The following is a 25,889-nucleotide window of genomic DNA, read 5'->3' as shown; positions in this document are numbered from 1 at the left end:
CGGCTGGTTGTCGGTCGGTTCATCCCCGCTGGCGCGGGGAACACACTTAGCGTAACCGGCTGTTCCTTAAAGGAAAAATCGGCCACTAAAAATCTACTAAATTTTCCTTGTTAAAGATCGGGGTTTTCCAGGGGGTGGAAAGCGACCAGATGGAGGCCGTCGAACTCCACCGGCAGGCGCCGATTGGGTCCCAGGGTCTGGAATTCGTAGCCAGACTCATGGTTGCTGGCCCAGGCCATCACCACATTGCCGTCTTCATGGCCCTCGCGCAGTTGCTCCCAGATCATTTCCCTAGTGCGCTTGGAAACATCACCGATATAAACTCCCGCGCGCACTTCCAACAACCAGATGGCCATACGTCCACGCAGGCGCGGTGGGACATTCTCGGTGACCACGACAAGGAAACTCATCACTGCGCCCTGTGCCCGGCCTCGCCGATGCTTTCCGGGTTTGGGATGGCTGGCGGTACCGACTCAGGCGGCGCTTCCGGCGGTGAAATACCGCCAGCGGCCAGTACTTCTTCGATGGTCGGGATAATCTTGCCCAGCAGTTTGCTGGAGCGGAACAGGTCGCGGCAGCCCAGGCGCACTTCCCGCTCGGGCTGTGGCGGAGCCTTGGCGGCTATGCGGAAAGCCAGCGGCACCACGGTCTCGAACTTGAACAGATCGGCGATATCGTAGACGAACGACAACGGCTTGCCGGTGTGGATAAAGCCCACCGCCGGCGCATAGCCCGCCGCCAGCACGGCCGCCTCGGTAATGCCGTACAGGCAGGAGGTGGCGGCAGACAGGCAGCGGTTGGGGATATCCGCTGCGTCCCACTCCTTGCGGTCATAGTTGCGTGCCCGCCACTCGACCCCGTACTGCTTGGCCAACAGCTTGTAGGTCTCGCGCACCCGCGCACCTTCGATACCACGCAATTGCTCGACGCTGCGCCGAGCCGGCGCCGGCTCCTGGAAACGCAGTTCGTACATCTTGCGCACCACCTTCAGGCGCAACTCGTCGTCCAGCGCCAGCTTGGCCTGGTAGAGCAGGCGATCCGCCCTCGCCCCGCCCGGCTGGCCGCTGGCGTATAGGCGCACGCCGGATTCCCCCACCCACACCAGCAGGGTGCCGACGGTGGATGCCAGGTGCACGGCAGCATGGGACACCCGCGTCCCCGGCTCGAGCATGATGCAGGCGACCGAGCCGACCGGGATATGCATGCGCACACCGGTCTTGTCGATCACCACGAAGGCACCGTCCTGCACGTCGATCTGCCCGTACTGGACGAAGATCATCGACACCCGATCCTTCATCGGCAGGGGCTTGAGTGGTGGCAGCATCAGCAGCGCACCACGCTGAGCAGACCACAACCAAAGGCTTTGGCCGGGCCTATGCCCGCTATCAGCGCCCGACTGAAGGTATCCAGGCTTTGCACCTGCAACACGCCTTCAAAGCAGGCCCGCTGTACACTGATGCGCCCTTCCCCTTTGCGGCTGGCCAGTACATCGCTGGCCGTCACCAGTGCAGCCTCGACGCTGAAACCATGCCGTTCGCCCTGCCTGCCCAGCCAAGCCAGTTGCTCGGCTTCGCCCACCAATCCATGGCGTTTCCCCCTGCGGGTGACGGTCGGATTGGCCTGCAGGCGGAAACGGTAGCGCCCGCCGCCTTCAACCCATTCCTCCAGCGCCAGTCGCTTGCTCTCGACGGGCCGCTGCAGATAGCTGGGCAACCCCTGCAGTACCGACCAATCAGCTTCGACGGCAGCCTGCACCAACACCACCGGGGTGGCCCAGGCGTTGCCGCCGGCCTCAAGCCGCCAGAGAAAGCGCGCCGGTGCGCTGTGCCCATCCACCACAAAGGCCCGCACCAGTGTCCGGTGCATTTCATAGGCGTCACCCAGATCACGGCGGGCCTGGGTACTCCGCGGATCAAGCGTCAGTCTGCTCAGGTGCATGCAGCACTCCCGATTTCACGAAACGTGGGCCAAAGCGTCGTTCGGCGAACGGCGCTACCGGTTGATCCAGACGAATGGCACCCTCTTCGTCATCCTCCAGCAGGCAGCGCAGGGGCTGCTCCCGATCGGCGCGCTGTGCCGCTGCCAGCCGCGGATAGCTGGCCAGGGCTCGCTCCAGCGGTAAAGGCAAAAAACCGTCCGCCAGCCATACCGGCAAGCCCGGCACAAAGCTCTTGCGCCCCAAGGCCAGAGGCCAGACTGGCGCACGCAATGCCTTATGGATAAGGGCCAGCAAGCTTTCATCCTCGCCTTCCAGGCCTACCAGAAAAGCCGCATCCGCCAGGTAGAAACGCGGGCTGACCACAGTGCGCCGCAGATCGGCTTTGCCGGTAGCAATCAGTACGCCGGTCGCGGTCTGGTAGTCGCGCATCGGCACACCTTCGCGATCGACCCGCACGCCCATCCGCAGAGCCGCCAGATCATCCACCGGTTCGCTGCGGTCACGCCCCAAGGCGGCACATACCAAGCCCAGTACCCCGGACTTGGACGGCTCCAGTTGCGTGTCACGCTCATCGAAACGGCTGGTGGTGCCCCAGGACTGCAACGGCCCTTGCAGGCGCATCAGCAGGGTGGCCATGTTCAGGCCTCCAGTCGGGCAGCAACCTGTTCGCGCACCCAGGTAGCCAGCTCGCCCAGGTTCGTCGCCCGCTTGCCCTTTTGCGCTGGCCAGGCATCGCTCAGATCGAGATAGGCCCACTGGTCACGGCCGTCGGCATACACCGTAGCCAACTGTTCTTCATGTCTGGCGAGCAGCTCGACCGACTGGCTGCTCAGCGATTTGTCCGCCCGCGGGCTCACCGGCTTTTCGAAAGCATTGGCCAGATTCAGCGGGCCGCCGTGGCGCAGGCAGACCCCGACAAAGCTGGGTAGGTTATGGGCGGCGAAGGTGTTCTGCTTACCCGTGGGAATCGCCCGCACCACAGCCTGAGTAAAGGCCTCCAAAGCCGACAGGGTCAGTTCACGATCCTGTTGCAGGTTACCCAGCAACTTGTGGGAATCGACCACGGCATAGCGGTATAGAGTCGCGGAATTGAATTCCACCTGACCGATCATCCCTGCGCCGGTCTCGTCCGCAGCCCCCTTGTCGTCAACCGCGGTGAAATAGTCGAACTCGCGCTCGACACGGTGGGTACTGATAGCGTGGGCCACCTGGCAGGCCGCGTCCTGGTTGACCTCCGGCATGTCAGCCAGCATTCGGCCGAACAGCGCCACATCCACCGCCTTGCCGCCATCAAGCAGGGCCTTGGCCTTTTTCACCACCTCGACCGGCGCGCTGGCCTTGGCTTCCTTCTTGCCCTTCTTCTCGCCCTCGGCGGCTGCACCAGCCAGCTCGTCCCAATGCTGCTCGATCAGTGCGGCGAAGCCGGCAATTTCCGCCTCGCCCAGAAACAGCAGATATTCGGTCTTGCCATCATCCTTGAGCTTGAGGCCGGCGGCGGCCAGGGCGGTTTCGATCTTGCCTTCCGCCTCGCGCGGATCACGGCCGACCAAGCGTTCCAGCAGCAAGGCCTTGAGCTTCTTGGTACGCACGCCACGGAACTCCGGCGCCACCAAGTCATGCTCCCGGGCGGTCAGGCGAATCGCACGCTTGAAGCACTGGCTGCTCACTCGCGCACGTCGATGACCGCCAAACAGGGCATCCTTCGGCGCCCCGGTGTCGTCACGGTTGAGGTTGGACGGGGCGAAGTTCTGGATCAGGTGGAATTCGATAAACAGACTCATGATGTCCCTCTCAATCGTTGGCCGATGCTGAAGCTTGTTCGTTAGAGGTGGCCGCCAGGGCCCGATAGAAGTCCCGCGCCCAGCGCTGCCGCACCGCATCGCGACGCTCAGGGTCGATTTGTGGCTCAAGCCAGACTCTCAGGTCTCGGAGCAAGACGCCGTAATCCAGCGGCTGGTCGCCCGCGGCCAGCAGACTGATCACCTGGCGCAGATAGACCGCCAGGTTCTCCGCATCGGCCCCCAGCAAGGCGACAAAGCGCTGCTCGATACTGGCGCTATCACGTTTGCGCATCAGTTCGCCCAGGCTTGTGGCCAGGCTCTTCGCAGCCTGCCTGGGATGCATGGCATAAAGGCCGGCCACCACATAAAGCGCCAGGCGCGAAGCATCCTGGGCATGCCGCTCAGCAGCAACGAAACGCTCGATATAGGGGTAGGCCGGGGCATAGGCGCCGGGAGCAAATCCCAGGCTGCGCCGCAGTACCGCCAAGGCTCCGCGATCGCGCTCATGCAAACGCTCCAGATGCGCAATGAAACTCTGCGCGTACTCGCTCATGCTCGGGCCTCCTTGGCGACGGCGGACAGGTTGTTTTCAGGGGGACGCAATGGATTTAGCCGAGCCAGCAGGCGCGGGTAGGCCTTGGCCTCGGCACGCAGAGCTTGTGGCGAACGCCCCAGGCCATCGAGGCTCACCTGCCAGGCAGCCTGTCCGGCAGCCAGCAGGGCCTGCCGCCATAAGGCTTCGGCCTCGTCGATATCACCGATGCCAAGCAAGCACATGACGCGCCCCAGTGAGCGCTCAGCGGAGGCGAAGAACAGCGCGGGCCCCGGACCAGTGTCGAACAGGCTGCGCGCCCTGGCCCAGGTGTCCTTGCTGCCAGGATCGGGCAGGGTTTCGGCAAGCATGCCTGCTGCGATCTTGCGGATATCTCCGAACAGCTCTTCCGCCAGGCGAACCTGTCGACGCAATTCGTTCGCACAATCCACAGAAGCCAGCAGAGCCACCGGCAAGCCGATGAACTCGTAGCGCCAGCGCAACAGCTTGGCCTGATCGCTGGCCAGGCCGGCCACCAGCAAAGGCTGTTCGCTGCTGCCCAGCAGAAACTGCAGGTTGGCTGCCCAGCCCAAGACTGCCGCCGGCTTGGCGGCCAGACCCTCGGCATCGGGCAGTAGCGCCGGTAGATCACGCCAGAAAGCTCGCCCTTCGGTGAAGCTCAGTCGAACCAGGCTATTGCTGCCAGCACGGTAACTGGCCATGGGATCGGGGGCCTGGACATCATCGGCCAGGGCGATACCGGCGGCGAAGCGTATCCACTGCACCTGCCCTTGTTCATTGGGCAATAGCAGTACGGCACGGGCCTGACGGGTGTAACGATCGTTGGGACCCGACGCCAGTTGCGGTTCACCACGCAGTTGCGCAACGCTCGGTGCCCCCTGTTCCCAGCAAGGCAGGTCCTCGTGACCGGCCTGAGTAGGCGAGTGCAACGCCAGGCAAAGACTCTGCGCCAATGAGGTGCCCAGGGGCATAACGGCGGCGGTGTTGGCCAAGGCCCCAGCCTTGTCGGAGTCACGTATGGTCTTGACCAAGCCACCCGGGGTGAACTGCAGGAAGCCCAGCAGGGTACGTATGGCATTGGCGGCCGAAGTCGACACGGGAAGCAGATCGCACGAGTGGTCGAATACCACCGGCGCATTGCCATTGGCGCTGGCCAGGGATATCTGTGTCCAGGGCTTTTGCTTGTCGCGGGTTTCCTCCGCCTCGGCCAGCGCGGCCACCTGCATAAAGGGGTGCTGCGGATGAAACAGCCAGAAGCGCTCGCGCCAATGCTCCAGATACTCACGAATGGCCTCGACCGGCAAACCATTCTGATGCCAGCGCGCCCTGTCGGCATCCGTCCAGCGCCCCTGAGTGTGGCTCAGCGCGCGATGGGTGATGGCCAGCAGCAGGCGGTACTGGGCAATCAGGCTGGGTGGTGCGGTTTCCGCCAGGGCACTGATCTCGCCGGCACGTTCGAACAGCTCCAGCAGGCCGAGATCACAGACACGCCCATCCTGCAGGCGCACCGGCAACCATGGCTCATCGAGCAGGTTGAAGCTCACACTCATTCCTTGTCCTCACTCCTTTGATAAACCAGGCCCAACTCATCATCCAGCTGAACCCTCAACCGGCCGATGTGCAAAAAGCCGTCCTCCAATTGCAGCGGTTTAAGATGACGCAACAACGGATGTTCAGAAAAAGCCCGAGGCGCATCCTCAGCCTGGACGTGCTTGACCAGCGCCTTGTGCGAAGTCTTGAGTTGGCGGGAATAAAGCGCTTGAGCCATGGCATCGGACAACAATTGCTCGGGATCGAATGCGGAACCATCGGGCGTCAGGCTCCAGCCACCCGCGACCTTATGCACCGGAACCAGGGTGATGGACTCCTCACCCAGGCGGGTGTAGTTGGGCAGGCCAAGGCCCTCCTCACCGTCTTCATATCCTCTGCATTTCTGCAAATAGGCATTCTGCGGCTCGTCATCCGGGTCGATCGCCACATTGATCGCCATCATTCGCTCGGTCTGACGTTTACCGATGTGACTGCCATAAGACTCATCTTCAATAAAGGCGCGATCATCTTCGGCAAGGTCGGCCGGCAACTCGTCATACCCATACACCGCCTGCACCAGGCGATCGATATCCTGTGGCAACTGCACTACGGATTCGCGCGACAGCAGCGCCCAGGTACGGCCGAGGATGTAGGGCTCGTAGACATATTCCCAGGCGGTGGTTTTCAGATCGGGCAGCCGCTCGGGGTCAAGACCGGCGACGAATAAGCGTGCTTCGGCATGGGCTGCCGGCCTTTGCCGCTGGTGGCGATGCAGACGACCGGCGCGCTGCAGGATCAGGTCGACCGGTGCCAGGTCGGTCAGCATGAAGTCGAAGTCGATATCCAGGCTCTGCTCGGCCACCTGGGTGGCGATCAGCAGGGCTTTGGCCGGCCGTTCGCCGCCCTGGCCGAAACTGGCCAGCACCTCCTGTTCCCCTTCGCCGCGCCGGTCGGCGGGGATGCGGGCATGGAACAGCAGCAGCTTCGCACTCGCGCCCAGTTGCTCTTTCAGCTTGAGATACAAAGCCTGGGCACGGTCCACGGTATTGACGATCAGCGCGCCGCAGCCGCCGAACTGCAAGCGCTCCAGCGCACAGGCGGCCAGGCTGTCGAGATTCTCGGCGACCGCCTGCAGGCTGATCGGTGGCAGAGGCCGTGATTCGCAGGTTGCGCCATGCAAACCTCGGCTATCAGCCAGTAGCAGGCGTGGGTAGGGCAAATCAGGGATCGTCTCATTGGCTACGCCCCAGGCACCTAGCAAGGAATCACGGCGCAGTTGGGGCAGGGTCGCGCTCATCAGCACCACCGAGCTGCCCATGGCTTTCAGCCAACGCAGGAGGGCTTCGATCAGGCCGCCGGTGTAGGTGTCATAAGCATGCACCTCATCGAGCACCACCACCCGGTTGCTCAAGCCCCAAAGGCGAACGAAGTGATGCTTGACGTTGAGCGCGGCGAACAGCGCCTGATCCACGGTGCCGACGCCGTAGGGCGAGAGCAGAGGGCGGCGGCGCTGGGAGAACCAGGCGGACGAGGCCACACTGTCTCCAGGCGAGCCATAAATGCCACGCAACGCTACGACCTGCTCGTTGAGCATCGCCCCGCCATGCACCAATTGCATATCCACGACTGCATCGCCGGCAAAGCTGCGCAGAAAGGTCAGGGCGCGACTGAACAGCGCATTGCCGGTGGCCTGGGTCGGCAGGGCGACATACAGGCCACGATGCTGGTTAGCCGCCTGCAAGCGCAGATGGGCGAGAAAGGCCAGCTCGGTCTTGCCCTCGCCCATGGGGGCCTCGACCAGCATCAAGGCCGGCCCCTGTACACCTTCGAGCAGACGATCGGCCTCGCGTTGCAAGGGCCGGGCGCTGAACTCAGGGCGCTGGACGATGCGCCCGACCAGGCGGTCGGCGTCGGCCGGCTCGTTCAGCAATGCGCGATAGTGCGACCAGCCGACTGCAGCCAGGGCCTTGTCCGCACGCACTCGCGCATCGGCGTAATGAGCGGCCAGCAGCTCATGGCGCTCCCCCAGGGGAAACCATTCGGGGTTGGAACCGATCCAGTCGGACACGCTGGTCAATCCAGCCAGCCATTGCACGGCCGACTGCGACAGAGCCTCGACCTGCGGCGCGCCTTGCGGCGCCAACACAGCCCAATAAGCATCGAAGATTTCCCGGCGTGCCTCTCCCCAGACAGGGGGTTCGAAGGGAGGCTTGGCGCGATTGAATTCAGCCTGGCTGAAGTTATAGCCATGGTGGGCACTGATGGCCTGCAGCACATGGCGTATCCATAACAGATGACCAATTCCCTGGCGCGGCAGGTGTTCCCACAGCAACGCGGCGCTGGCGCAGGCATGATCGGTGACGCTCAACGAACGAGCGGGAAAAGGCAAGCCCAAGGCCTCATCAGCCTGCCGCCCCTCGGGCCACTTGTCCTGGAAACCGGGAATGGCCTTGCCGAAATCATGCAGGCCTATGAGGCAGGCAATCCACCGCACCACATGCTGACGCTCCAGACCCAGGACCTGTGCTGCCCAATCGAGACTGCTTGCAGGTTCGCGCTGCAGGATGCATTCGGCCACCGCAGCCACATCCAGCAGGTGCGCCAGCACCCCATGGCCGAAGCCTTCGCCACTCTTGGCCCAAAGCCTGCGAGCCTGGCCAGACAGCTCCGAGAAGCGCGCCACTGTCGATGCCGTCATACGACGCTGTCTGCAGGCATTGCCCCGAGGCGGCCATTTAATGACTGGCGGGGTGCGCCGTGGCGATCCAGGCACAGAACGCACAAATCCATTTGAACCTTCCTATAACCAGATCAAGGATCAAGTCACCTGGCGCATCAAGGTGCCATCATTCCCAACAGAGGATCAAGCTAGACACGAAACTCCCAGGGATTGACCAGTGCCACTCCGGTAGGCGTGAAGTCCGCCAGATTGCGCGTGGCAACGGTCATGCCGTGCACCATCGCGGTGGCAGCGATCAGCGCATCACGCTCAGCCCGCGGATCGGGAACGTGCAGGCGGGCACAACATTGCGCCACAGTGGTATCGACCGGCAGGACCCGCCCGGCGAACCCGGGCAACACGTGCCCCTCCAGCCAGGTGCGCAGCATGGCTCCCTGGGCCGGGTCGCGGCGCTCGCTCAGCAACACCCCGGTCTCCAACTCCAGCACGGTGATCGCCGAGATGAACAACTGACCCGGTAGCAGAGTACGCGCCCAGGCGGTGAGGCTAGGGTCGGCCTTGCCGGCTTTCGCCTTGCGCAGTTCGGACACCACATTGGTATCGAGCACAAACATCAGGAGAAGTCCGCCGGACGCAACAGATTGCCAATTCGCGGCGCCTCGAACTCGATGTCCTCGACGCCCGGCATGGCCAGCAGATCAATGATGCTGCCGGCACCACCGGTCAGACGCTGGTACTCCTCAATGCTCAGCAGGACGTGGGCAGGCTTGCCACGATCGGTGATGAATACCGGACCATGCTCGGCAGCCCGCTTGGCGCCACTGGTGTCCTGATTGAACTCGCGACTACTGAGTATGGTTTGCATGCTCCACCTCTCGCCAAAATGTATAAACGTTTCTACATTCTAGATCGCTAATACCGACTGGCAACCTTTACCAATGCAGCTCTCGCCGCGTCTCAGCAGATTGCCCGTGCTTCGCCGTTCTTGCATCACCCCGCCGAACAGGGCGCTCCCGCCTTCGACGACAGGGTAAATGCAGGTGTTCCTACAACTGGTAACAGCTGCGCGAGGCTTGTAACGCGGGGAACATGCAGATCAAGCACATGAGTTCCCCCAAGGCGTTCTCAAAAGGAAAAATCGGTGGCTAAAAACCTGCCGATCTTTCCTTGTGAATAATCAGGACAAATGCGCCTCAGGCCAGATGCGGAGTGGAGCGCGCCACCAGCGCCTCTACGTCGACGCCGCGCGGCAAGGTGCCGTAGACCCGGCCGTGGCCTTCCAGGCGGCTGCCGATGAAGGCGTCGGCGACGGTGGCGTTGCCCGCTTCCAGCAGCAGCTTGGCCTGCAGGGCCACCGCCACGTCCTCGGTCAGCTGGCGGGCGCGGAACTGGATGTCGGCGGTGTCGGCGAAGCCCTTCTTCAGGTTGCCGATGAAGGCCGCCAGGCGCGCATCGCCATGGCCGTCGCCCAGCTCGGCGAAGAGCGCATCGAGCACGCCCGGCTCCTTCGACAGGGCGCGCAGCACGTCCAGGCACTGCACGTTGCCCGAGCCTTCCCAGGTGGAGTTCACCGGCGCCTCGCGGTAGAGGCGCGGTAGGATGGTGTCTTCCACGTAGCCGGCGCCGCCCAGGCACTCGGCGGCCTCGTTGATCATCGCCGGGGCGCGCTTGCAGATCCAGTACTTGCCCACGGCGGTGACCAGGCGGGCGAACTTGTCCTCCTGCTCGTCGTGGGCATTGTCCAGGGCGCGGCCCATGCGCATGGTCAGGGCCAGCGCGGCTTCGCTTTCCAGGGCCAGGTCGGCGAGCACGTTCTGCATCAGCGGCTGCTCGGCCAGCACCCGGCCGCCGACCTTGCGGTGGGCGCAGTGGTGCGCGGCCTGGGTCAGGGCCTGGCGCATCAGGGCGCTGGAGCCGATCATGCAGTCGAAGCGGGTCAGGGCCACCATCTCGATGATGGTGGGCACGCCACGGCCCTCCTCGCCGATCATCCAGGCCAGGGCGCCGCGATATTCCACCTCGCTGGAGGCGTTGGACCAGTTGCCCAGCTTGTTCTTCAGCCGCTGGATGTAGAACTGGTTGCGACTGCCGTCCGGACGGTGGCGCGGCAGCAGGAAACAGGACAGGCCCTTGTCGGTGTAGGCCAGGGTGAGGAAGGCATCGCACATGGGTGCCGAACAGAACCACTTGTGCCCCACCAGCTCGTAGGCCTGGCCCGGACCGGGAACGCCGATCGGATGGGCACGGGTGGTGTTGGCGCGGACATCGGTGCCGCCCTGCTTCTCGGTCATGGCCATGCCGATGGTGACGCCGGCCTTCTGCTCCATGGGTACATTGCGCGGGTCGTACTCGGTGGAAAGGATCTTCGGCAGCCATTTCCCGGCGATATCCGGCTGCAGGCGCAGCGCCGGCACGCTGGCGAAGGTCATGGTCAGCGGACAACCGGTGCCGGCCTCGGCCTGGCTGTGCAGGTAGCTCAGGCCGGCGCGGGCCACCTGGGCGCCAGCGCGGGGATCGGTCCAGGGCATGGAGGGAATGCCGTGTTCGATGGAAGCACGCATCAGCTCGTGGTAGGCCGGGTGGAATTCCACCAGGTCGATGCGGTGGCCGTAGCGGTCATGGCTCTTGAACACCGGCTTGTTCTCGTTGGCGAGGAAGCCCGCCGCCATCAGCGGACCGCCGGCCAAGGCGCCGTAGATATCGAGGCGCTGTTCCGCCCAGCCGCCCTGGTAGCGGCGCACCCACTCCTGCAGCGGCAGGTCGACGCGATAGAGGTTGGCGCCATCCAGTGGCGGCACCTGGTTGAAGACTTCGTGGGTTTCGGCGAACTCGTGCAGGCTCATCTCAGGTCTCCGGGGCAGGTTGGCTGGCGCCAAGGGCGCGCAGGCAGAAAGTGACGAGGTTGGCGCAGACGGCTTCGAGGTCGTCCGGCGCGTGATCGGCTTCACGCTGGGCGCGGGCCTGGGGCGACAGCGGGCCCACCAGGGATTCGGCGATGGCGCCGACCAGGCAGGCCGCGGTCAGGGGAATGGAGGGCACCTGGAACTCGCCGCTGGCCCGGCCTTCCTCCAGCAGGCGGCCGAACAGTTCGGCATAGGCCTCGCGGTAGCGCAGGCGCTGCTCGTCCACTTCAGGGTCCACCGGCTCGGCGATCAGGGCGAAGGCCAGGCGCCGGCTGTGCCAGGCACGGGCGGCGAACTGGCGCAGCCCCCTCGCCAGGCGTTCGGCGGCAGGGCCTTCGCCGCGCAGCACCTGGGCCAGGCTGTCCACTTCCTGCTGGCTGGCCCGGGCGAAGACCTCCGCCGCCAACTCCCCCTTGTTGCCGAAATGACGATAGAGACTGCCGGTGGCGATGCCGGCGTCCTCGGCCAGGGCCTGCATGGTCAGCGCGGCGAACCCGCCCTCCACCACCCGCTCGTGGGCGCAGGCCAGGATGCGGCCACGCAGCGCCTGGTCACGGTCGATTCGGGAAGCGGTAATGCGGTAGGCCATGATCTGAATCCTGGTTCACTTCTTTCAGTGAATCAGGATTCAGACTTTGCAGAAAGAGGGATACATGCCGCGAAAGGCGGCAGAACTGCCGCGAATGGGCTGTGGATTATCCTGTAGGGGCGAATTCATTCGCCGAGCAGGCCGAAGGCCTGCCCACCGGCTCAGCGCAAGGGTGGAAAGCCCTTTGGGGAATTCCACCATCAGTGTCTTGCACCGCCTCGCTGGTGGATAGAAAAGCGCTATCCACCCTACACGGCTGACATAGCGCCACCTTGTAAGAGCGAATTCATTCGCGAAACGGCCTGCCCAGTTGCTCAGCCCAGGGACTTCAGGCTCTGCTGCTGCCGGCACAGCAGCCAGTCGTGGAGCAACGCGCGCAACTCCTCGAATTTCACCGGCTTGGCCATGTAGTCGCTCATGCCCGCCGCCAGGCAGCGCTCGCGATCGCCACTGTGGCTGTGGGCGGTGATGGCCAGCACCGGCAGGTCGGCGCAACCGGGCATGGCACGCAGAGCGCGGCAGGTGGCGAAGCCGTCCATCACCGGCATCTGGCAGTCCAGCAGCACGGCGTCGATGGGCTCGCGGCGCAGTTGCTCCAGGGCTTCGGCACCGTTGTCCGCGGTGCGCACCCGGTAACCGAGCTTGAGCAGCATGCCGCGGGTCACCAACTGGTTGATGGCGTTGTCCTCCACCACCAGCACGGTGCACTGCTCCGGGCCGCGCAGGGGCTGGCCGCCGGGGCGACGCAGCGGTATGGCCGGTGCCTGGGCCGGCAGCACCAGGTTCAACGCCAGGGTGAAGGTACTGCCGCAGCCGGGCTGGGACTGGTGCGCCAGGCTGCCGCCGAGCAGTTCGACCAGCTGTTGGCTGAGGGCCAGGCCGATGCCCAGCCCCCCATACTCCCGGGTCATGGAGCCATCGAGCTGGAAGAAACGGCGATAGAGCCGGCCATCCGACGGTGTGGTGAAGCCGATACCGGTGTCCGTCACCTCGATGCTCAAGGCCAGGCTGCCGTCGACCGGTTCCTGGCCGCTGACCCGGAGGCCGACGCTGCCGCGACTGGTGAACTTGATGGCGTTGTCCAGCAGGTAACCGAGGGCCTGGGCCAGCTTGCCGGCGTCGCCTTCGAGGGTGTCCGGAAGCTTGTGGTCGAGTTCCAGTTCGAAGGTGAGGCCCTTCTCCATCGCCCGGGGTTCGTATTGCACCCGCAGGCTGTCCACCAGCCCGCGCAGGCTGAAGGGCTCGCGCCTGGGGTAAAGCTTGCCGGCCTGCAGTTCGGTCATGGCGAGGATATCGTTGACCAGCCGCATCATGTCCCGCGCCGAACTGGCGGCGGTGCGCTGGTACTGCTCCAGTTCGTCGTCCAGCGGCAGGGTCTGCATCAGTTCCAGCGAGCCGATCACGCCATTCATCGGGGTGCGCAGCTCGTGGGTGACGGTGGCGAGGAACTCATCCTTCAAGCGGTTGCTGTTGGCCAGTTCCTGGTTCAGCGCCTCCAGCTTGCGGCCGGCGTCCTGGAGGATGCGCGTGCGCTCCTCCTTCATGGCATTGATGCGGTCCGCCAGTGCCAGGGACAGCAGGCCCACCTCCAGTGCCGAACCGATCTGGCTGGCGTACATGGTGAAGAAGACGTTGGGCAGGTAGCCCAGCACCATTAGGGTATTGATCGCCCCGCCAAGGAGGAAGGCGCTCCAGGCGATGATGAAGTAGCGCGCCACGCGCATGCCGCGCAGCCAGGCGAGCACGCCGGCGGCGAAGATCACCACGGTAAAGATCAGCGCCAGGGAGGTGGCCAGGCGCAGCGCGAGGCCATAGCTGGCGGTCAGCGCCAGGACCATCGCCAGCCCGCCGAGGAACATCAGGCCGAGGAGTGCGCGGTCCATCCAGGGGCTGTGGTCGGCGGTGTGCAGGAAACTGCGGGAGAACTGGCAGCCGAACAGCGCCGCCGACCCGATCAGGAAGGGCGTGGCCGCATTGGCCCACCAGGGGTTGTCCGGCCAGAAGTACTGGATGCCGGCCCCGTTGACCGATATCTGATAGAACCCGAAGGAGGCGATATAGAGGATGTAGTAGAGATAACTGGTGTCGCGGACGCTGAGGTAGATGAACAGGTTGTAGATCAGCATCACCAGCAGCACGCCGTAGATGATGCCGAGCACATAGATGCGCCTCGGCTGCTCCTCGAGGAAGGCCTGGGGCGACCAGAGCGTCAGCGGTGCCTGGATCGAGCCCTCGCTCTGCAGGCGCAGGTAGACCCGTTGCGACTGGTTGGGCTGCAGGTCGATGGTGAAGACATAGTTGTTCTCCCGGATCTCCCGGCTGGAGAAGGGCAAGGCGTCGCCGGTACGCTGGACGAGCGCGTAGCCGCCCTGGCCGTCCGGCAGGTAGAGATCGAGGTGATCCAGTGGCGGGTAGGCCAGTTCCAGCAGCCACTTCTGCAAGCCACCCTTGCTGCGCGGGCGATAGTCCAGGTCGACGCGCAACCAGAACACCGAACGCGAATAGCCGGCGTTGAGCACGGCCTTTTCGTTGCGGCGAAAGCTGGACTCCAGGGCGGGAGAACTGATGTCTTCGATGCTCGCATCGCCGCGCACGTCTTCGAACACGTCCAGGTGCCGGCCCAGCGCAAGGCTGCGCAGCTGCTCGTCGAACTCCACGGCACTGGCCAGGCTCGCCGACAGGCAAAGGAACAGAAGGAGGACGATACGCATGCAGCCCCGCAATGGCCTATTGACCGCGTCCTGGAGCCCCACCTCCTTGTCTGACGCGCCACCCAGGGCCAGGTTGTTCGAAATGCGACCACTCTAGCACAGCGCAAGGCGGCTGAAAGCTGCACATTGCCATCACCCACGAACAGCTCTATCCCGGTACTTTCAACGCGGCGGACGGAAGGCAGCACGGCGGGCCTGAGGCAAAGCGCCGCCGGTGCGGCCCGGCGAGATGATTAGTGGTAAGCTCGCCGACCATGAAAACGACCAACTCTCGCCCCGTAGTCCTCTGCCTGTCCGGCCACGACCCCAGTGGTGGCGCCGGTCTCCAGGCGGATATCGAAGCCCTGATCGCGCAAGGCTGCCACGCCGCCCCGGCGGTGACCGCCCTGACCGTGCAGGATACCGTCAACGTTTCCGACTTCCGCGTGCTCGACCGCGAATGGGTGCTGGCCCAGGCCCGTGCCGTGATCGCCGACCTGCCGGTAGCCGCCGTCAAGCTGGGCATGCTCGGTTCGGTGGAGATGGTCGAGACCGTGCTGGAAATCATGCAGTCGCTGCCGGGCGTGCCGCTGGTCTGCGACCCGGTGCTGCGCGCCGGCGGCGGCGGCGCCCTGGGCAAGGACGAAGTGGGCTACGCCATCCGCGAACGCCTGCTGCCGGTGGCCGCCATCGCCACCCCGAACCTGCCGGAAGCGCGCATCCTCGCCGAACTGCCGGAAGGCACCCCGGACCAGTGTGCGGAAAAGCTCCTGCCCTTCTGCCGCAACCTGCTGATCACCGGCGGCCACGGCGACGAGACCGAAGTGCACAACCGCCTTTATACCCGCGACGGCGAACGCTTCACCTACACTTGCCAGCGCCTGCCCGGCAGCTACCACGGCTCGGGCTGCACCCTGGCCAGCGCCCTCTCCGGCCGCCTGGCCCTGGGCGAAGAACTGTCCAGCGCGGTGCGCACCGCCCTCGACTACACCTGGCGCACCCTGCGTGACGCCGAGCAACCCGGCCACGGCCAGTACGTGCCGCGCCGCCTGCCGCTGGACTTCTGCCAATGAAACTGCGCGGCCTCTATGCCATTACCGATAGTCAGCTGCTGGCCGGCGGCAAGTTGCTGCCCTACGTGGAGGCGGCCCTGAAGGGCGGCGCCAGGCTGCTGCAATACCGCGACAAGTCCAGCGACGAAGCTCGCCGCCTGCGGGAAGCGGAAGCCCTGATGGAACTTTGCACCCGCTACGGCGCCCAGCTGATCATCAACGACGACGCGGAACTGGCCGCGCGCCTGGGCGTCGGCCTGCACCTGGGCCAGAGCGACGGGTCCCTGGCAGCGGCCCGCGCCCTGCTCGGCCGCCAGGCCATCATCGGCGGCACCTGCCATGCCAGCCTCGACCTGGCCGACACCGCTATCAAGGAAGGCGCCAGCTACATCGCCTTCGGCCGCTTCTACAATTCCCAGACCAAGCCGGGGGCGCCCGCCGCCACCCTGGACCTGCTGGACCAGGCAAGGCAGCGCTTCCATGCGCCGATCGTCGCCATCGGCGGCGTGACCCTGGAAAACGCTCCCGAGCTGATCGCCCGTGGCGCCAGCATGGTGGCGGTGATCCACGCCCTGTTCGGCGCCGACTCGGCGGCCGAAGTGGAGCGCCGCGCCCGCGCCTTCAGCGCCCTGTTCGACGCAGCCTGACCCCGAATTCGCTTGTAAAGAGAGACCTGCCAATGTCCCGTTCCGAAACCCTGTTCGCCAACGCCCAGAAACACATCCCCGGCGGCGTCAACTCGCCGGTCCGCGCCTTCAAGAGCGTCGGCGGCACCCCGCTGTTCTTCAAGCACGCCGAAGGCGCCTACGTGACGGACGAGGACGACAAGCGTTACGTGGACTATGTCGGTTCCTGGGGCCCGATGATCCTCGGCCACAGCCACCCGGACGTACTGGGCGCGGTGCGCAAGCAACTGGAGCACGGCCTTTCCTACGGCGCGCCGACCGCGCTGGAAGTGGAAATGGCCGACCTGGTCTGCTCCCTGGTGCCGTCCATGGAGATGGTGCGCATGGTCAGCTCCGGCACCGAAGCCACCATGAGCGCCATCCGCCTGGCCCGTGGCTACACCGGCCGCGACAGCATCATCAAGTTCGAAGGCTGCTACCACGGTCACTCCGACTCCCTGCTGGTGAAAGCCGGTTCCGGCGCCCTGACCCTGGGCGTGCCCAGCTCCCCCGGCGTGCCCGCCGCCTTCGCCCAGCACACCCTGACCCTGCCGTTCAACGACATCGAGGCGGTGGAGAAGACCCTGGCCGGGGCGGGTGAGGAAGTCGCCTGCATCATCGTCGAGCCGGTGGCCGGCAACATGAACTGCGTGCCGCCGGCGCCGGGCTTCCTCGAAGGCCTGCGCAGCCTCTGCGACAAGCACGGCGTGGTGCTGATCTTCGACGAAGTGATGACCGGTTTCCGCGTCGCCCTCGGCGGTGCCCAGGCCCACTACGGCATCACCCCGGACCTCTCCACCTTCGGCAAGATCATCGGCGGCGGCATGCCGGTGGGCTGCTTCGGCGGCAAGCGCGAGATCATGTCGCACATCGCCCCGCTGGGCCCGGTCTACCAGGCCGGCACCCTGTCCGGCAACCCGCTGGCCATGGCCGCCGGCCTGACCACCCTGAAACTGATCAGCCGCCCGGGCTTCCACGCCGAGCTGACCGACTACACCACCCGCATGCTCGACGGCCTGCAACAGCGCGCCGATGCCGCCGGCATCCCCTTCGTCACCACCCAGGCGGGCGGCATGTTCGGCCTCTACTTCAGCGGCGCCGACGACATCGTCACCTTCCAGGACGTGATGGCCAGCGATGCTGAGCGCTTCAAGCGCTTCTTCCACCTGATGCTGGAAGGCGGCGTGTACCTGGCGCCGAGCGCCTATGAAGCGGGCTTCACCTCCATCGCCCACGGCGACGCGGAACTCGCGATCACCCTGGACGCCGCCGAGCGCGCCTTCGCCAAGCTCAAGCAGGCCTGATCCGGCCTTCGCCGGACCGGCTGTCCGGACCAGTGCTGCGCGCTGGCCGGGCAGCGGTGTCACACCACCTTTACGGCGAATGGCCGCGTTCCGCGCCCGTCCGTCGCGGCCTTCCCGCTTCCAGGCCGAGGCTCGAATGCAAACGAGGTAAAGGCTTTGTAAGATCGCCTCGGCTTATTTCATAATGTGGCTGTCGGCGCGTTTCTCGCCGGCCGGGCATGATGCCCGTACTGCTTCCGAGGCGCTGTGATCCCCATGAACCGCACCGGCCGCGCCCTGACGCTGGGCTGCCTGTTGCTCTTCCTGCCACTGCTGGCCAATGCCGGCGGCAACTCCCTGCTGATCCCCGCCACCGGCCGCTGCAACCTGAACAGCCTGCCGGAAAACCTCTCGGAAGCCCTTTCCGCCTGCCAACGGGCCGCCAAGGGCGGCGATGCCGAAGCCCAGTACGAACTCGGCGAGTTCTATTACGACGGCAAGCGCACGCCCCGCGATCTGGCCCAGGCCCTGCAATGGTTCGAACAGGCGTCCCTCAAGGGCCACGCCCAGGCCCAACTGCGCCTGGGCAACATGTTCTTCCGCGGCGAAGGCGTTCCGGCCAATAACGTGCAGGCCTACATAGTGCTGAAGATGGCCGCGGTGAACGGCTCGGACGAGGCAATGGACAGCGCCGACCTGGTGGCCGCGCAGATGCGTAGCGACGAACTGGAAATCGCCACCCAGGTGCTGGGGCAGATCTTCCGCAACTACCTGCTGGAACTGCAGGCCGCCGACGGCGGCTCGCCCTTCTCGCCGTTGCCGTAGCGGCCGTAGGCCGCAACTGGAAGCTGGAAGCTGGAAGCTGGAAGCTGGAAGCTGGAAGAGGTTTCGCTTCCAGCTTATGACTTCAAGCCTTCAGCTGTTTTTATCCGGCATCGGCATGGGGAAGGGCATCACGTTGCCGCCACCCTTGGCTTCGCTGATCTTCGGCGTGCCCAGGCGCTCCACTTCGTCGATGCGGATGATCGAGTGCATCGGCAGGAAGCTGCGCACCACACCTTCGAACTGGGCCTTGAGCTTTTCCTCGCTGGGATCGACCACCATCTGGGTACGCTCGCCGAAGACGAACTCCTCCACCTCGAGGAAGCCCCACAGATCGCTCTGGTAGATCTGCTTGGCATACATCTCGTACACCTGGCCCTGGTTGAAGAAGATCACCTTGTAGATGGGGTCGGACTTGCTCATGGCGGGTCGGCGGTCGTCGCAGCGGGATTTTCGGGGGCGCAGATCATAGCATAGCCGCCAGGCAGGCGGCGCTAGGAAGGCTGGGGGATGGCGACTATAATGCGCGGTTCTTCGAACCACCTGACTCCTAAGTGCATGGCCAAGAAGCTCTATATCGAAACCCACGGCTGCCAGATGAACGAGTACGACAGCTCGCGCATGGTCGACCTGCTCGGCGAACATCAGGCGCTGGAGGTCACCGAGCGTCCGGAAGAAGCCGACGTGATTCTGCTCAACACCTGCTCGATCCGCGAGAAGGCGCAGGAGAAGGTGTTTTCGCAACTTGGCCGGTGGCGCGAGCTGAAGCAGCAGAACCCGGAGCTGGTGATCGGCGTGGGCGGCTGCGTGGCCAGCCAGGAAGGCTCCGCCATCCGCGAGCGCGCGCCCTACGTGGACGTCGTATTCGGCCCGCAGACCCTGCACCGCCTGCCGGAAATGATCGACGCCGCGCGCATCACCCGCAAACCCCAGGTGGATATCAGCTTCCCCGAGATCGAGAAGTTCGACCGCCTGCCCGAGCCGCGGGTCGACGGCCCCAGCGCCTTCGTCTCGGTGATGGAAGGCTGCAGCAAGTACTGCACCTTCTGCGTGGTGCCCTACACCCGTGGCGAGGAAGTCAGCCGCCCCTTCGACGATGTGCTGGCCGAGGTCATCCACCTGGCCGAGAACGGCGTCCGTGAAGTGACCCTGCTGGGGCAGAACGTCAACGGCTACCGTGGCCTGACCCATGACGGCCGCATCGCCGACTTCGCCGAACTGATCCGCGTGGTCGCCGCCGTCGACGGCATCGACCGCATCCGCTACACCACCTCGCACCCGCTGGAGTTTTCCGACGCCCTGATCCAGGCCCACGCCGAAGTGCCGGAGCTGGTGAAGTTCGTCCACCTGCCGGTGCAGGCGGGCTCCGACCGCATCCTCGCGGCCATGAAGCGCAACCACACCGCGCTGGAATACAAGTCGCGCATCCGCAAGCTGAAGGCGGCTGTGCCGGACATCTGCATCAGCTCGGACTTCATCGTCGGCTTCCCCGGCGAAACCGAAAAGGACTTCGAGCAGACCATGAAACTGGTGGAAGAGGTCGGCTTCGACTTCTCCTTCTCCTTCGTCTACAGCTCGCGCCCCGGCACCCCGGCGGCCGACCTGCCGGACGACACCCCGGAAGAGGTGAAGAAGCAGCGCCTGCAGATCCTCCAGGGCCGCATCAACCAGCAGGGCTTCGAGATCAGCCGACGAATGGTCGGCAGCATCCAGCGCATCCTGGTCAGCGACTTCTCCAAGAAGGATCCGGGCATGCTCCAGGGCCGCACCGAGAACAATCGCATCGTCAACTTCCGCAGCGCCAACCCGCGCCTGATCGGCCAGTTCGTCGACGTTCGCATCGACGACGCCCTGCCCCACTCCCTGCGCGGCAGCCTGCTGGAAGAATCCCTGCACTGAAGACCCGGGGCCCGCGCTTTTCCCGCCGGGCCCTCGGGGTTATGCTTGATCCCATCCCTTTCCTGCCGCCCCAAGGGCGAACACACGACATTGAACGCCTCCCTGGATCTGCACCGCTTCACCCTGGAACCCTTTGAAGCCCGTCGCTTCGCCAACCTGTGCGGCCAATTCGACGAGCACCTGCGTCTGATCGAGCAACGCATGGGCATCGAAATCCGCAACCGCGGCAACCAGTTCGAACTGGTCGGCGACCCGCAACGCACCCACGCCACGGAACTCCTCCTCAAACGCCTGTATCGCGAGACCGAGGCCATCGAGCTGTCGCCCGACATGGTGCACCTCTTCCTCCGCGAAACCGGCATGGAGGAAGCCAGTCCGAAGACCGAAGCCGTGGCCCTGCGTACCCGCAAGGGCAACATCCGCCCGCGTGGCGCCAACCAGCAGCGCTACGTGAAGTCGATCCTCGACCACGACATCAATTTCGGCATCGGCCCAGCCGGCACCGGCAAGACCTACCTGGCCGTCGCCTGCGCCGTGGACGCCCTGGAACGCGAACAGGTGCGCCGCATCCTGCTGGTACGCCCGGCGGTCGAGGCCGGCGAAAAGCTCGGCTTCCTGCCGGGCGATCTGGCGCAGAAGATCGACCCCTACCTGCGCCCGCTCTACGACGCGCTCTACGAGATGCTCGGCTTCGACCACGTGGCCAAGCTGATCGAGAAGCAGGTGATCGAGGTCGCGCCGCTGGCCTACATGCGCGGCCGCACCCTTAACAACAGCTTCATCATTCTCGACGAAAGTCAGAACACCACCGTCGAGCAGATGAAGATGTTCCTCACCCGTATCGGCTTCGGCTCCACCGCCGTGATCACCGGCGACATCACCCAGATCGACCTGCCGCGGGGCACCCGCTCGGGCCTGACCCACGTGATCGACGTGCTGCGCGACGTGCCGGGCATCAGCTTCACCCACTTCAAGTCCCAGGACGTGGTGCGCCATCCGCTGGTACAGCGCATCGTGGAAGCCTACGACCGCTTCGACAGCTATCAGCAACAGGCCAGGGCCAAGCCGGCCGACAACGATCCGGGCGCGATAGACGACCATGCTTGAACTCGACCTGCAACTCGCCAGCACGGCCCAGGGCCTGCCGAGCGAGGCGGACTTCCGTCGCTGGTGCGAACTGGCCCTGCGCCAGCGCAGCGCCGACTCGGAACTGACCATCCGACTGGTGGATGAGCCCGAAGGCCGCGAACTGAACAACACCTGGCGGCACAAGGACTACGCTACCAACGTGCTCTCATTCCCCGCAGACGTACCGGACGAGTTGCTGGACATCCCACTGCTCGGCGACCTGGTGATCTGCGCGCCGGTGGTGGCAAGGGAAGCCGCCGAACAGGGCAAGGCCCTGGAGGCGCATTGGGCGCACCTGGTGATCCACGGTTGCCTGCACCTGCTCGGCTACGACCATATCGAGGACGCGGAAGCCGAGGAAATGGAAGCACTGGAACGGGAATTGCTGGCCGAACTTGGCCACCCCGACCCTTATCGTGACGACGAAGACCAATAAGAAGCATCGAGCAAAGGACATATGAGCGAAGATCGATCGAGCAACGGGCACAGGTCCTGGCTGGAAAAGCTGACCCAGGCCTTTGCCCATGAGCCCAAGAGCCGCCAGGAGCTTCTCGAGCTGCTGCGCGAGGCCCACCAGAACAAACTGCTCGACAGCGAAGCGCTGTCGATCGTCGAAGGCGCCATCCAGGTCGCCGACCTGCAGGTACGCGACATCATGGTGCCGCGTTCGCAGATGATCAGCATCAAGGCCGCGCAGACGCCGAAGGAGTTCCTCCCGGCGATCATCGACGCCGCCCACTCCCGTTACCCGGTCATCGGCGAAAGCCTCGACGACGTCATGGGCATCCTGCTGGCCAAGGACCTGCTGCCGCTGATCCTCCAGGACAACGGCCAGACCTTCAATATCAAGGACCTGCTGCGTCCTGCCACCTTCGTGCCCGAATCCAAGCGCCTCAACGTGCTGCTGCGCGAGTTCCGCGCCAACCACAACCACATGGCCATCGTCATCGACGAGTACGGCGGCGTGGCGGGCCTGGTGACCATCGAGGACGTCCTGGAGCAGATAGTCGGCGATATCGAGGACGAGCACGACGTCGAGGAAGACAGCTACATCAAGCCGCTGCCCAGTGGCGACTTCATCGTCAAGGCACTGACCCCGGTGGATGCCTTCAACGAGTTCTTCGAGACCGACTTCTCCGAGGACGAGTTCGACACCGTCGGCGGCCTGGTCATGGGCGCCTTCGGCCACCTGCCCAAGCGCAACGAGATCACCGAGATCGGCGACTTCCGCTTCCGCGTACTCAACGCCGACAGCCGCCGCATTCATCTGCTGCGCCTCTCCCCGCTGTCCCATTGATTCGCGTGCGCCCCTCCCCAGCGGAGGGGCGCATGTGGATAATCCTGCCCCGCACGCTACTCCAGCTCCCCATCCGCCCAAGGACCGAGCATGAACTGGATCACCCGCCCCGGCTGGCCGGGCAACCTGCTGGCGCTGGCCGCCGGCGCCCTGACGCCCCTGGCCTTCGCCCCCTTCGACTTCTGGCCCCTGGAACTGCTGTCCCTGGCCCTGTTCTACCTGGGCCTGCGCGACCTCGTGCCCAAGGCCGCGTTCTGGCGCGGCTGGTGCTATGGCCTCGGCCTGTTCCTCGCCGGCACCAGCTGGATCTACGTCAGCATCCACGATTACGGCGCCGCCTCGGCGCCCCTCGCCGCCTTCCTCACCGTTGGCTTCAGTGCCGGCGTGGCGCTGTTCTTCGCCCTGCCCGCCTGGCTCTGGGCGCGCTGGCTGCGCCGCAGCGAAGCGGCCCTGGCCGACACCCTGGCCTTCGCCGCCCTGTGGCTGGCCCAGGAAGCCTTCCGCGGCTGGTTCCTCACCGGTTTTCCCTGGCTCTACGCCGGCTACAGCCAGCTGGAAGGCCCGCTGGCCGGACTGGCGCCGATCGGTGGCGTCTGGCTGCTGTCCTTCGCCCTGGCACTGACCGCCGCCCTGCTGGTGAACCTGGCGCACCTGCGCAGTCGCCCCACCTTCCTCGGTGTGGGTATCGTGCTGTTGATCGCGCCCTGGGCCATCGGCCTGGCGCTCAAGGGCCACGCCTGGACCCAACCGGCCGGCGAGCCGCTGAAGGTGGCGGCCATGCAGGGCAACATCGAACAGAACCTGAAGTGGGACCCGGAGCAGCTCAATGCCCAGCTGGCCCTCTATCGCGACATGACCTTCAGCGCGCAGAAGACCGACCTGATCGTCTGGCCGGAAACCGCCGTGCCAGTGCTCAAGGAGTTCGTCGACGGCTACCTCGGCGTGATGGGCCGCTTCGCCAACGATCGCCAATCCGCCCTGATCACCGGCGTACCGGTGCGCCAGAGCAACGAGCTTGGCGAAAAACGCTACTACAACGGCATCACCGTGGTCGGCCAGGGCGAAGGCACCTACCTCAAGCAGAAACTGGTGCCCTTCGGCGAGTACGTGCCGCTGCAGGACCTGTTGCGCGGGCTGATCGCTTTCTTCGACCTGCCCATGTCCGACTTCGCCCGCGGCGATTCCGACCAGCCGCCGCTGCTGGCCAAGGGTTACCGCATCGCCCCGTACATCTGCTACGAAGTGGTCTACCCGGAGTTCGCGGCCGACCTGGCCGCCAACAGCGACATCCTGCTGACGGTGAGCAACGACACCTGGTTCGGCACCTCCATCGGCCCGCTGCAGCACCTGCAGATGGCGCAGATGCGCGCCCTCGAAGCCGGCCGCTGGATGATCCGCGCCACCAACAACGGCGTCACCGTGCTGATCGACCCATTCGGCCAGATCAGCGAAGGCATCCCGCAGTTCCAGCAGGGCGTGCTCTACGGCGAAGTGCTGCCGATGCAGGGCCTGACGCCCTACCTGCAATGGCGCGCCTGGCCCCTGGTGATCCTCTGCGGCCTGCTGTTCGCCTGGGCCCTGATGGCCGGCCGGATCGCCAGGACGGTCTGAACGCCACCGTGGATGACGCTCTTTTCATCCACCAGCGGTGTCCAGTCGAGCCTCCCATGGTGGACCGGTGAAGCGTGGTCCACCCTACAAATGCCTGTAGGGGCGAATTCATTCGCCAAGGGTCGCGCAGCGGCCTCCTACCCGGCCCCGTTCAGTCATAGGCCAAGGGATAGGCCAGCAGCCCCACGACCTCGTTCAGCAACATGCCGCTCTGCCACACCGCCTTGCTCTCCGGCAGCCAGCCGCCCAGCGGCCTGCCGTTGGGCACGCCGAGGTAACCCATGGGCGCCGCCACCACCTCGAATCCCACCCGCTCGAAGCACCAGCGGGCCCGTGGCATGTGCGCCGCCTGGGTGACCAGCAGCACGCGGCGAATGCCTTGCGGCTGAAGCAGCTTCGCACTGTAGGTGGCGTTCTCCCAGGTGGTTCGGCTCTCGCCTTCCTGCCAGCGCACCTCGAGGCCGTAGTCACGCCTGAGGGTGTCGGCCATGATCGCAGCCTCGCTGGGCGGCTCGCCGAAGTGCAGGCCGCCGCTGGTCAGCAGCGGCAGGCCACTGGCGCGGGCCAGCCGCGCGCCATAGCGCAAGCGTTCCAGCGCCATGACCGACGGCTGGTCGGCACCCCATGCCGGATCGTCGCGTTCGCGGCCGCCACCCAGTACCACGATGGCATCGACCCGCCCGGCCAGTTGCGTCCACTCGGACTCGACCAGGGGTGGCTCACGCTCCAGGGCCCTGGCCGACCATTCGACGACGATCGGCAGGCTCATCAACCAGAGGCCACCCACGCCCGTGACGAAGCACGCCACGGACAATCGCGGCATGCGCCGGCGCAACCACCAGGCGAGCAGCAGCAACAACAACAGGCCGCCGGGCGGCAGCAGGATTTGCTTGAGGATGTAGCGAATCGGCATGGGCACCTCCAGGGTGCCCGGAGCCTAGCGGGGATTGGACGTACGGAAAAGCTGCGAGCCGCAGGACATGCAGGCCTGTACGCCCTGGCCGCGCTGCCAGATCGCCGGGGTGCCGCACATGGCGCAGCACAACTGGCGGCGCTTGAACATCGGCTTGGATTTGAGGGCGAAGGACCTGTCCGGGCCGCGCTCGACCCTGGCGGAGCGCCGTGGCAGCTCCTCGATGGCCGCCAGTTCCTCGGCGGCGGCATGCCAGCCACGGAGCCAACGCATGTCGCGATCCAGATAGGCGCGGATCAGCTCCATCTCCGCGGGGGTCAACCCCTTCAGTTCAAGTTCGCGCGGTTCCTCGTCACGCAAGCGAACCGCCGTATCCGCTTCATCCAGCGCCAGGGCCAACCGGTGCAACAACCGTTCGTAAAGCCCGTTCCCTGAGTCCGTCCGCCGCAATTCAGCCATCCAGCACCTCGTACCACGTAAACGCTTGCCTTGCTTATGAAAAGCTTAGCGTTCGGTTCCCTGCTGCAAGGTGCCCGCGACAAACGGCGCGGGGA

Annotated in this window: 25 protein-coding genes and 1 CRISPR repeat array (1 of these 26 cut by a window edge); of the genes, 9 read left to right on the top strand and 16 right to left on the bottom strand. The window is 65.2% G+C overall.

The features are described 5' to 3' along the window. A CRISPR array of direct repeats spans window positions 1-44; the repeat unit is 29 nt; unit sequence CGGTTCATCCCCGCTGGCGCGGGGAACAC; it reaches 1,450 nt to the left of the window's first position. A gap of 66 nt (window positions 45-110) precedes the next feature. The 13 genes from cas2e to ACFPU0_RS19950 all read right to left on the bottom strand — a co-directional run bounded on the left by cas2e (window position 111) and on the right by ACFPU0_RS19950 (window position 14,686). After that, the gene (gene cas2e, locus ACFPU0_RS20010; RefSeq protein ID WP_377695019.1) at window positions 111-410 is read right to left on the bottom strand and encodes a type I-E CRISPR-associated endoribonuclease Cas2e; all 300 of its coding nucleotides are present in this window, start codon (window positions 408-410) and stop codon (window positions 111-113) included. Beyond that, on the bottom strand, window positions 410-1,324 hold the full coding sequence (gene cas1e / locus ACFPU0_RS20005) for a type I-E CRISPR-associated endonuclease Cas1e (protein WP_377695018.1): 915 nt from the start codon (window positions 1,322-1,324) through the stop codon (window positions 410-412). The genes cas2e and cas1e overlap by 1 nt, the downstream gene beginning before the upstream one ends. Beyond that, window positions 1,324-1,938 carry a type I-E CRISPR-associated protein Cas6/Cse3/CasE gene (gene cas6e / locus ACFPU0_RS20000; RefSeq protein ID WP_377695017.1) on the bottom strand — a complete coding sequence of 205 codons (615 nt, stop codon included), beginning with the start codon at window positions 1,936-1,938 and terminating at the stop codon, window positions 1,324-1,326. The genes cas1e and cas6e overlap by 1 nt, the downstream gene beginning before the upstream one ends. Continuing rightward, window positions 1,913-2,575 carry a type I-E CRISPR-associated protein Cas5/CasD gene (cas5e, locus tag ACFPU0_RS19995; RefSeq protein WP_377695016.1) on the bottom strand — a complete coding sequence of 221 codons (663 nt, stop codon included), beginning with the start codon at window positions 2,573-2,575 and terminating at the stop codon, window positions 1,913-1,915. The genes cas6e and cas5e overlap by 26 nt, the downstream gene beginning before the upstream one ends. 2 nt (window positions 2,576-2,577) lie before the next feature. Further along, the gene (cas7e, locus tag ACFPU0_RS19990; RefSeq protein WP_377695015.1) at window positions 2,578-3,720 is read right to left on the bottom strand and encodes a type I-E CRISPR-associated protein Cas7/Cse4/CasC; all 1,143 of its coding nucleotides are present in this window, start codon (window positions 3,718-3,720) and stop codon (window positions 2,578-2,580) included. A 10-nt stretch (window positions 3,721-3,730) separates the two neighbouring features. Beyond that, window positions 3,731-4,273: a type I-E CRISPR-associated protein Cse2/CasB gene (gene casB, locus ACFPU0_RS19985; RefSeq protein WP_377695014.1), complete on the bottom strand. Its 543-nt coding sequence runs from the start codon at window positions 4,271-4,273 to the stop codon at window positions 3,731-3,733. After that, window positions 4,270-5,823, bottom strand: a complete 1,554-nt coding sequence (casA, locus tag ACFPU0_RS19980; protein ID WP_377695013.1) for a type I-E CRISPR-associated protein Cse1/CasA — start codon at window positions 5,821-5,823, stop codon at window positions 4,270-4,272. Before casA ends, casB begins: the two co-directional genes overlap by 4 nt. Continuing rightward, on the bottom strand, window positions 5,820-8,501 hold the full coding sequence (gene cas3, locus ACFPU0_RS19975) for a CRISPR-associated helicase Cas3' (RefSeq protein ID WP_377695012.1): 2,682 nt from the start codon (window positions 8,499-8,501) through the stop codon (window positions 5,820-5,822). The genes casA and cas3 overlap by 4 nt, the downstream gene beginning before the upstream one ends. Window positions 8,502-8,671: 170 nt before the next feature. Continuing rightward, the gene (locus ACFPU0_RS19970; protein ID WP_377695011.1) at window positions 8,672-9,097 is read right to left on the bottom strand and encodes a type II toxin-antitoxin system VapC family toxin; all 426 of its coding nucleotides are present in this window, start codon (window positions 9,095-9,097) and stop codon (window positions 8,672-8,674) included. Further along, window positions 9,097-9,348 carry a type II toxin-antitoxin system Phd/YefM family antitoxin gene (locus tag ACFPU0_RS19965; protein WP_377695010.1) on the bottom strand — a complete coding sequence of 84 codons (252 nt, stop codon included), beginning with the start codon at window positions 9,346-9,348 and terminating at the stop codon, window positions 9,097-9,099. Before ACFPU0_RS19965 ends, ACFPU0_RS19970 begins: the two co-directional genes overlap by 1 nt. 328 nt (window positions 9,349-9,676) lie before the next feature. Further along, on the bottom strand, window positions 9,677-11,326 hold the full coding sequence (locus tag ACFPU0_RS19960) for an acyl-CoA dehydrogenase family protein (RefSeq protein ID WP_377695009.1): 1,650 nt from the start codon (window positions 11,324-11,326) through the stop codon (window positions 9,677-9,679). Between the two features lies 1 nt (window position 11,327). Next, the gene (locus ACFPU0_RS19955) at window positions 11,328-11,975 is read right to left on the bottom strand and encodes a TetR/AcrR family transcriptional regulator (protein ID WP_377695008.1); all 648 of its coding nucleotides are present in this window, start codon (window positions 11,973-11,975) and stop codon (window positions 11,328-11,330) included. A gap of 314 nt (window positions 11,976-12,289) precedes the next feature. After that, on the bottom strand, window positions 12,290-14,686 hold the full coding sequence (locus tag ACFPU0_RS19950; protein ID WP_377695007.1) for a hybrid sensor histidine kinase/response regulator: 2,397 nt from the start codon (window positions 14,684-14,686) through the stop codon (window positions 12,290-12,292). A 254-nt stretch (window positions 14,687-14,940) separates the two neighbouring features. On the opposite strand from ACFPU0_RS19950, the gene ACFPU0_RS19945 reads away from it, so the two are divergent. From ACFPU0_RS19945 to ACFPU0_RS19930, 4 genes are all read left to right on the top strand, one after another. Then, on the top strand, window positions 14,941-15,738 hold the full coding sequence (locus ACFPU0_RS19945) for a hydroxymethylpyrimidine/phosphomethylpyrimidine kinase (protein WP_377695006.1): 798 nt from the start codon (window positions 14,941-14,943) through the stop codon (window positions 15,736-15,738). Beyond that, window positions 15,735-16,364 (top strand): thiamine phosphate synthase, encoded by a 630-nt coding sequence (gene thiE / locus ACFPU0_RS19940; RefSeq protein WP_377695005.1) that lies wholly within the window; start codon window positions 15,735-15,737, stop codon window positions 16,362-16,364. Before ACFPU0_RS19945 ends, thiE begins: the two co-directional genes overlap by 4 nt. Window positions 16,365-16,396: 32 nt before the next feature. After that, on the top strand, window positions 16,397-17,686 hold the full coding sequence (gene hemL / locus ACFPU0_RS19935; protein ID WP_377695004.1) for a glutamate-1-semialdehyde 2,1-aminomutase: 1,290 nt from the start codon (window positions 16,397-16,399) through the stop codon (window positions 17,684-17,686). 255 nt (window positions 17,687-17,941) lie between these two features. Continuing rightward, the gene (locus ACFPU0_RS19930) at window positions 17,942-18,490 is read left to right on the top strand and encodes a tetratricopeptide repeat protein (RefSeq protein ID WP_377695003.1); all 549 of its coding nucleotides are present in this window, start codon (window positions 17,942-17,944) and stop codon (window positions 18,488-18,490) included. A 90-nt stretch (window positions 18,491-18,580) separates the two neighbouring features. Here ACFPU0_RS19930 and ACFPU0_RS19925 read toward each other — a convergent pair whose 3' ends face one another. Next, entirely contained in the window at window positions 18,581-18,910 is a 330-nt protein-coding gene (locus ACFPU0_RS19925) for a DUF1820 family protein (protein ID WP_377695002.1), read from the bottom strand. A gap of 135 nt (window positions 18,911-19,045) precedes the next feature. Here ACFPU0_RS19925 and miaB point away from each other — a divergent pair, with 135 nt between their 5' ends. From miaB to lnt, 5 genes are all read left to right on the top strand, one after another. Then, window positions 19,046-20,386: a tRNA (N6-isopentenyl adenosine(37)-C2)-methylthiotransferase MiaB gene (gene miaB, locus ACFPU0_RS19920; RefSeq protein ID WP_377695162.1), complete on the top strand. Its 1,341-nt coding sequence runs from the start codon at window positions 19,046-19,048 to the stop codon at window positions 20,384-20,386. Between the two features lie 90 nt (window positions 20,387-20,476). After that, complete coding sequence (locus tag ACFPU0_RS19915; RefSeq protein WP_377695001.1) at window positions 20,477-21,493, top strand: PhoH family protein; 1,017 nt, start codon at window positions 20,477-20,479, stop codon at window positions 21,491-21,493. After that, window positions 21,486-21,950: an rRNA maturation RNase YbeY gene (gene ybeY, locus ACFPU0_RS19910; protein WP_377695000.1), complete on the top strand. Its 465-nt coding sequence runs from the start codon at window positions 21,486-21,488 to the stop codon at window positions 21,948-21,950. The genes ACFPU0_RS19915 and ybeY overlap by 8 nt, the downstream gene beginning before the upstream one ends. A gap of 21 nt (window positions 21,951-21,971) precedes the next feature. Next, on the top strand, window positions 21,972-22,811 hold the full coding sequence (locus ACFPU0_RS19905) for an HlyC/CorC family transporter (protein ID WP_377694999.1): 840 nt from the start codon (window positions 21,972-21,974) through the stop codon (window positions 22,809-22,811). Between the two features lie 90 nt (window positions 22,812-22,901). After that, the gene (gene lnt, locus ACFPU0_RS19900) at window positions 22,902-24,422 is read left to right on the top strand and encodes an apolipoprotein N-acyltransferase (RefSeq protein WP_377694998.1); all 1,521 of its coding nucleotides are present in this window, start codon (window positions 22,902-22,904) and stop codon (window positions 24,420-24,422) included. 151 nt (window positions 24,423-24,573) lie between these two features. Here the strand turns inward: lnt and ACFPU0_RS19895 are convergent, their stop codons facing one another. Both ACFPU0_RS19895 and ACFPU0_RS19890 read right to left on the bottom strand, forming a co-directional pair. Continuing rightward, entirely contained in the window at window positions 24,574-25,335 is a 762-nt protein-coding gene (locus tag ACFPU0_RS19895) for a YdcF family protein (RefSeq protein WP_377694997.1), read from the bottom strand. Window positions 25,336-25,359: 24 nt separating this feature from the next. Beyond that, a complete protein-coding gene (locus tag ACFPU0_RS19890; protein ID WP_377694996.1) occupies window positions 25,360-25,794 on the bottom strand; it encodes a hypothetical protein in 435 nt (144 codons plus the stop codon). Window positions 25,795-25,889 lie beyond the last annotated feature (95 nt).

The sequence above is a fragment of the Pseudomonas sp. GCM10022186 genome, assembly GCF_042656385.1.
Taxonomy (GTDB): domain Bacteria; phylum Pseudomonadota; class Gammaproteobacteria; order Pseudomonadales; family Pseudomonadaceae; genus Metapseudomonas.
Note: the sequence above shows the minus strand (reverse complement) of the source record. Positions and strands in the feature narration are given on the sequence as shown.

What these genes read in the sequence shown, in the direction of transcription:
- cas2e (WP_377695019.1), bottom strand. Translation starts at nt 410, where the DNA reads ATGAGTTTCCTTGTCGTGGTCACCGAGAATGTCCCACCGCGCCTGCGT.
- cas1e (WP_377695018.1), bottom strand. Translation starts at nt 1,324, where the DNA reads ATGCTGCCACCACTCAAGCCCCTGCCGATGAAGGATCGGGTGTCGATG.
- cas6e (WP_377695017.1), bottom strand. Translation starts at nt 1,938, where the DNA reads ATGCACCTGAGCAGACTGACGCTTGATCCGCGGAGTACCCAGGCCCGC.
- cas5e (WP_377695016.1), bottom strand. Translation starts at nt 2,575, where the DNA reads ATGGCCACCCTGCTGATGCGCCTGCAAGGGCCGTTGCAGTCCTGGGGC.
- cas7e (WP_377695015.1), bottom strand. Translation starts at nt 3,720, where the DNA reads ATGAGTCTGTTTATCGAATTCCACCTGATCCAGAACTTCGCCCCGTCC.
- casB (WP_377695014.1), bottom strand. Translation starts at nt 4,273, where the DNA reads ATGAGCGAGTACGCGCAGAGTTTCATTGCGCATCTGGAGCGTTTGCAT.
- casA (WP_377695013.1), bottom strand. Translation starts at nt 5,823, where the DNA reads ATGAGTGTGAGCTTCAACCTGCTCGATGAGCCATGGTTGCCGGTGCGC.
- cas3 (WP_377695012.1), bottom strand. Translation starts at nt 8,501, where the DNA reads ATGACGGCATCGACAGTGGCGCGCTTCTCGGAGCTGTCTGGCCAGGCT.
- ACFPU0_RS19970 (WP_377695011.1), bottom strand. Translation starts at nt 9,097, where the DNA reads ATGTTTGTGCTCGATACCAATGTGGTGTCCGAACTGCGCAAGGCGAAA.
- ACFPU0_RS19965 (WP_377695010.1), bottom strand. Translation starts at nt 9,348, where the DNA reads ATGCAAACCATACTCAGTAGTCGCGAGTTCAATCAGGACACCAGTGGC.
- ACFPU0_RS19960 (WP_377695009.1), bottom strand. Translation starts at nt 11,326, where the DNA reads ATGAGCCTGCACGAGTTCGCCGAAACCCACGAAGTCTTCAACCAGGTG.
- ACFPU0_RS19955 (WP_377695008.1), bottom strand. Translation starts at nt 11,975, where the DNA reads ATGGCCTACCGCATTACCGCTTCCCGAATCGACCGTGACCAGGCGCTG.
- ACFPU0_RS19950 (WP_377695007.1), bottom strand. Translation starts at nt 14,686, where the DNA reads ATGCGTATCGTCCTCCTTCTGTTCCTTTGCCTGTCGGCGAGCCTGGCC.
- ACFPU0_RS19945 (WP_377695006.1), top strand. Translation starts at nt 14,941, where the DNA reads ATGAAAACGACCAACTCTCGCCCCGTAGTCCTCTGCCTGTCCGGCCAC.
- thiE (WP_377695005.1), top strand. Translation starts at nt 15,735, where the DNA reads ATGAAACTGCGCGGCCTCTATGCCATTACCGATAGTCAGCTGCTGGCC.
- hemL (WP_377695004.1), top strand. Translation starts at nt 16,397, where the DNA reads ATGTCCCGTTCCGAAACCCTGTTCGCCAACGCCCAGAAACACATCCCC.
- ACFPU0_RS19930 (WP_377695003.1), top strand. Translation starts at nt 17,942, where the DNA reads ATGAACCGCACCGGCCGCGCCCTGACGCTGGGCTGCCTGTTGCTCTTC.
- ACFPU0_RS19925 (WP_377695002.1), bottom strand. Translation starts at nt 18,910, where the DNA reads ATGAGCAAGTCCGACCCCATCTACAAGGTGATCTTCTTCAACCAGGGC.
- miaB (WP_377695162.1), top strand. Translation starts at nt 19,046, where the DNA reads ATGGCCAAGAAGCTCTATATCGAAACCCACGGCTGCCAGATGAACGAG.
- ybeY (WP_377695000.1), top strand. Translation starts at nt 21,486, where the DNA reads ATGCTTGAACTCGACCTGCAACTCGCCAGCACGGCCCAGGGCCTGCCG.
- ACFPU0_RS19905 (WP_377694999.1), top strand. Translation starts at nt 21,972, where the DNA reads ATGAGCGAAGATCGATCGAGCAACGGGCACAGGTCCTGGCTGGAAAAG.
- lnt (WP_377694998.1), top strand. Translation starts at nt 22,902, where the DNA reads ATGAACTGGATCACCCGCCCCGGCTGGCCGGGCAACCTGCTGGCGCTG.
- ACFPU0_RS19895 (WP_377694997.1), bottom strand. Translation starts at nt 25,335, where the DNA reads ATGCCGATTCGCTACATCCTCAAGCAAATCCTGCTGCCGCCCGGCGGC.
- ACFPU0_RS19890 (WP_377694996.1), bottom strand. Translation starts at nt 25,794, where the DNA reads ATGGCTGAATTGCGGCGGACGGACTCAGGGAACGGGCTTTACGAACGG.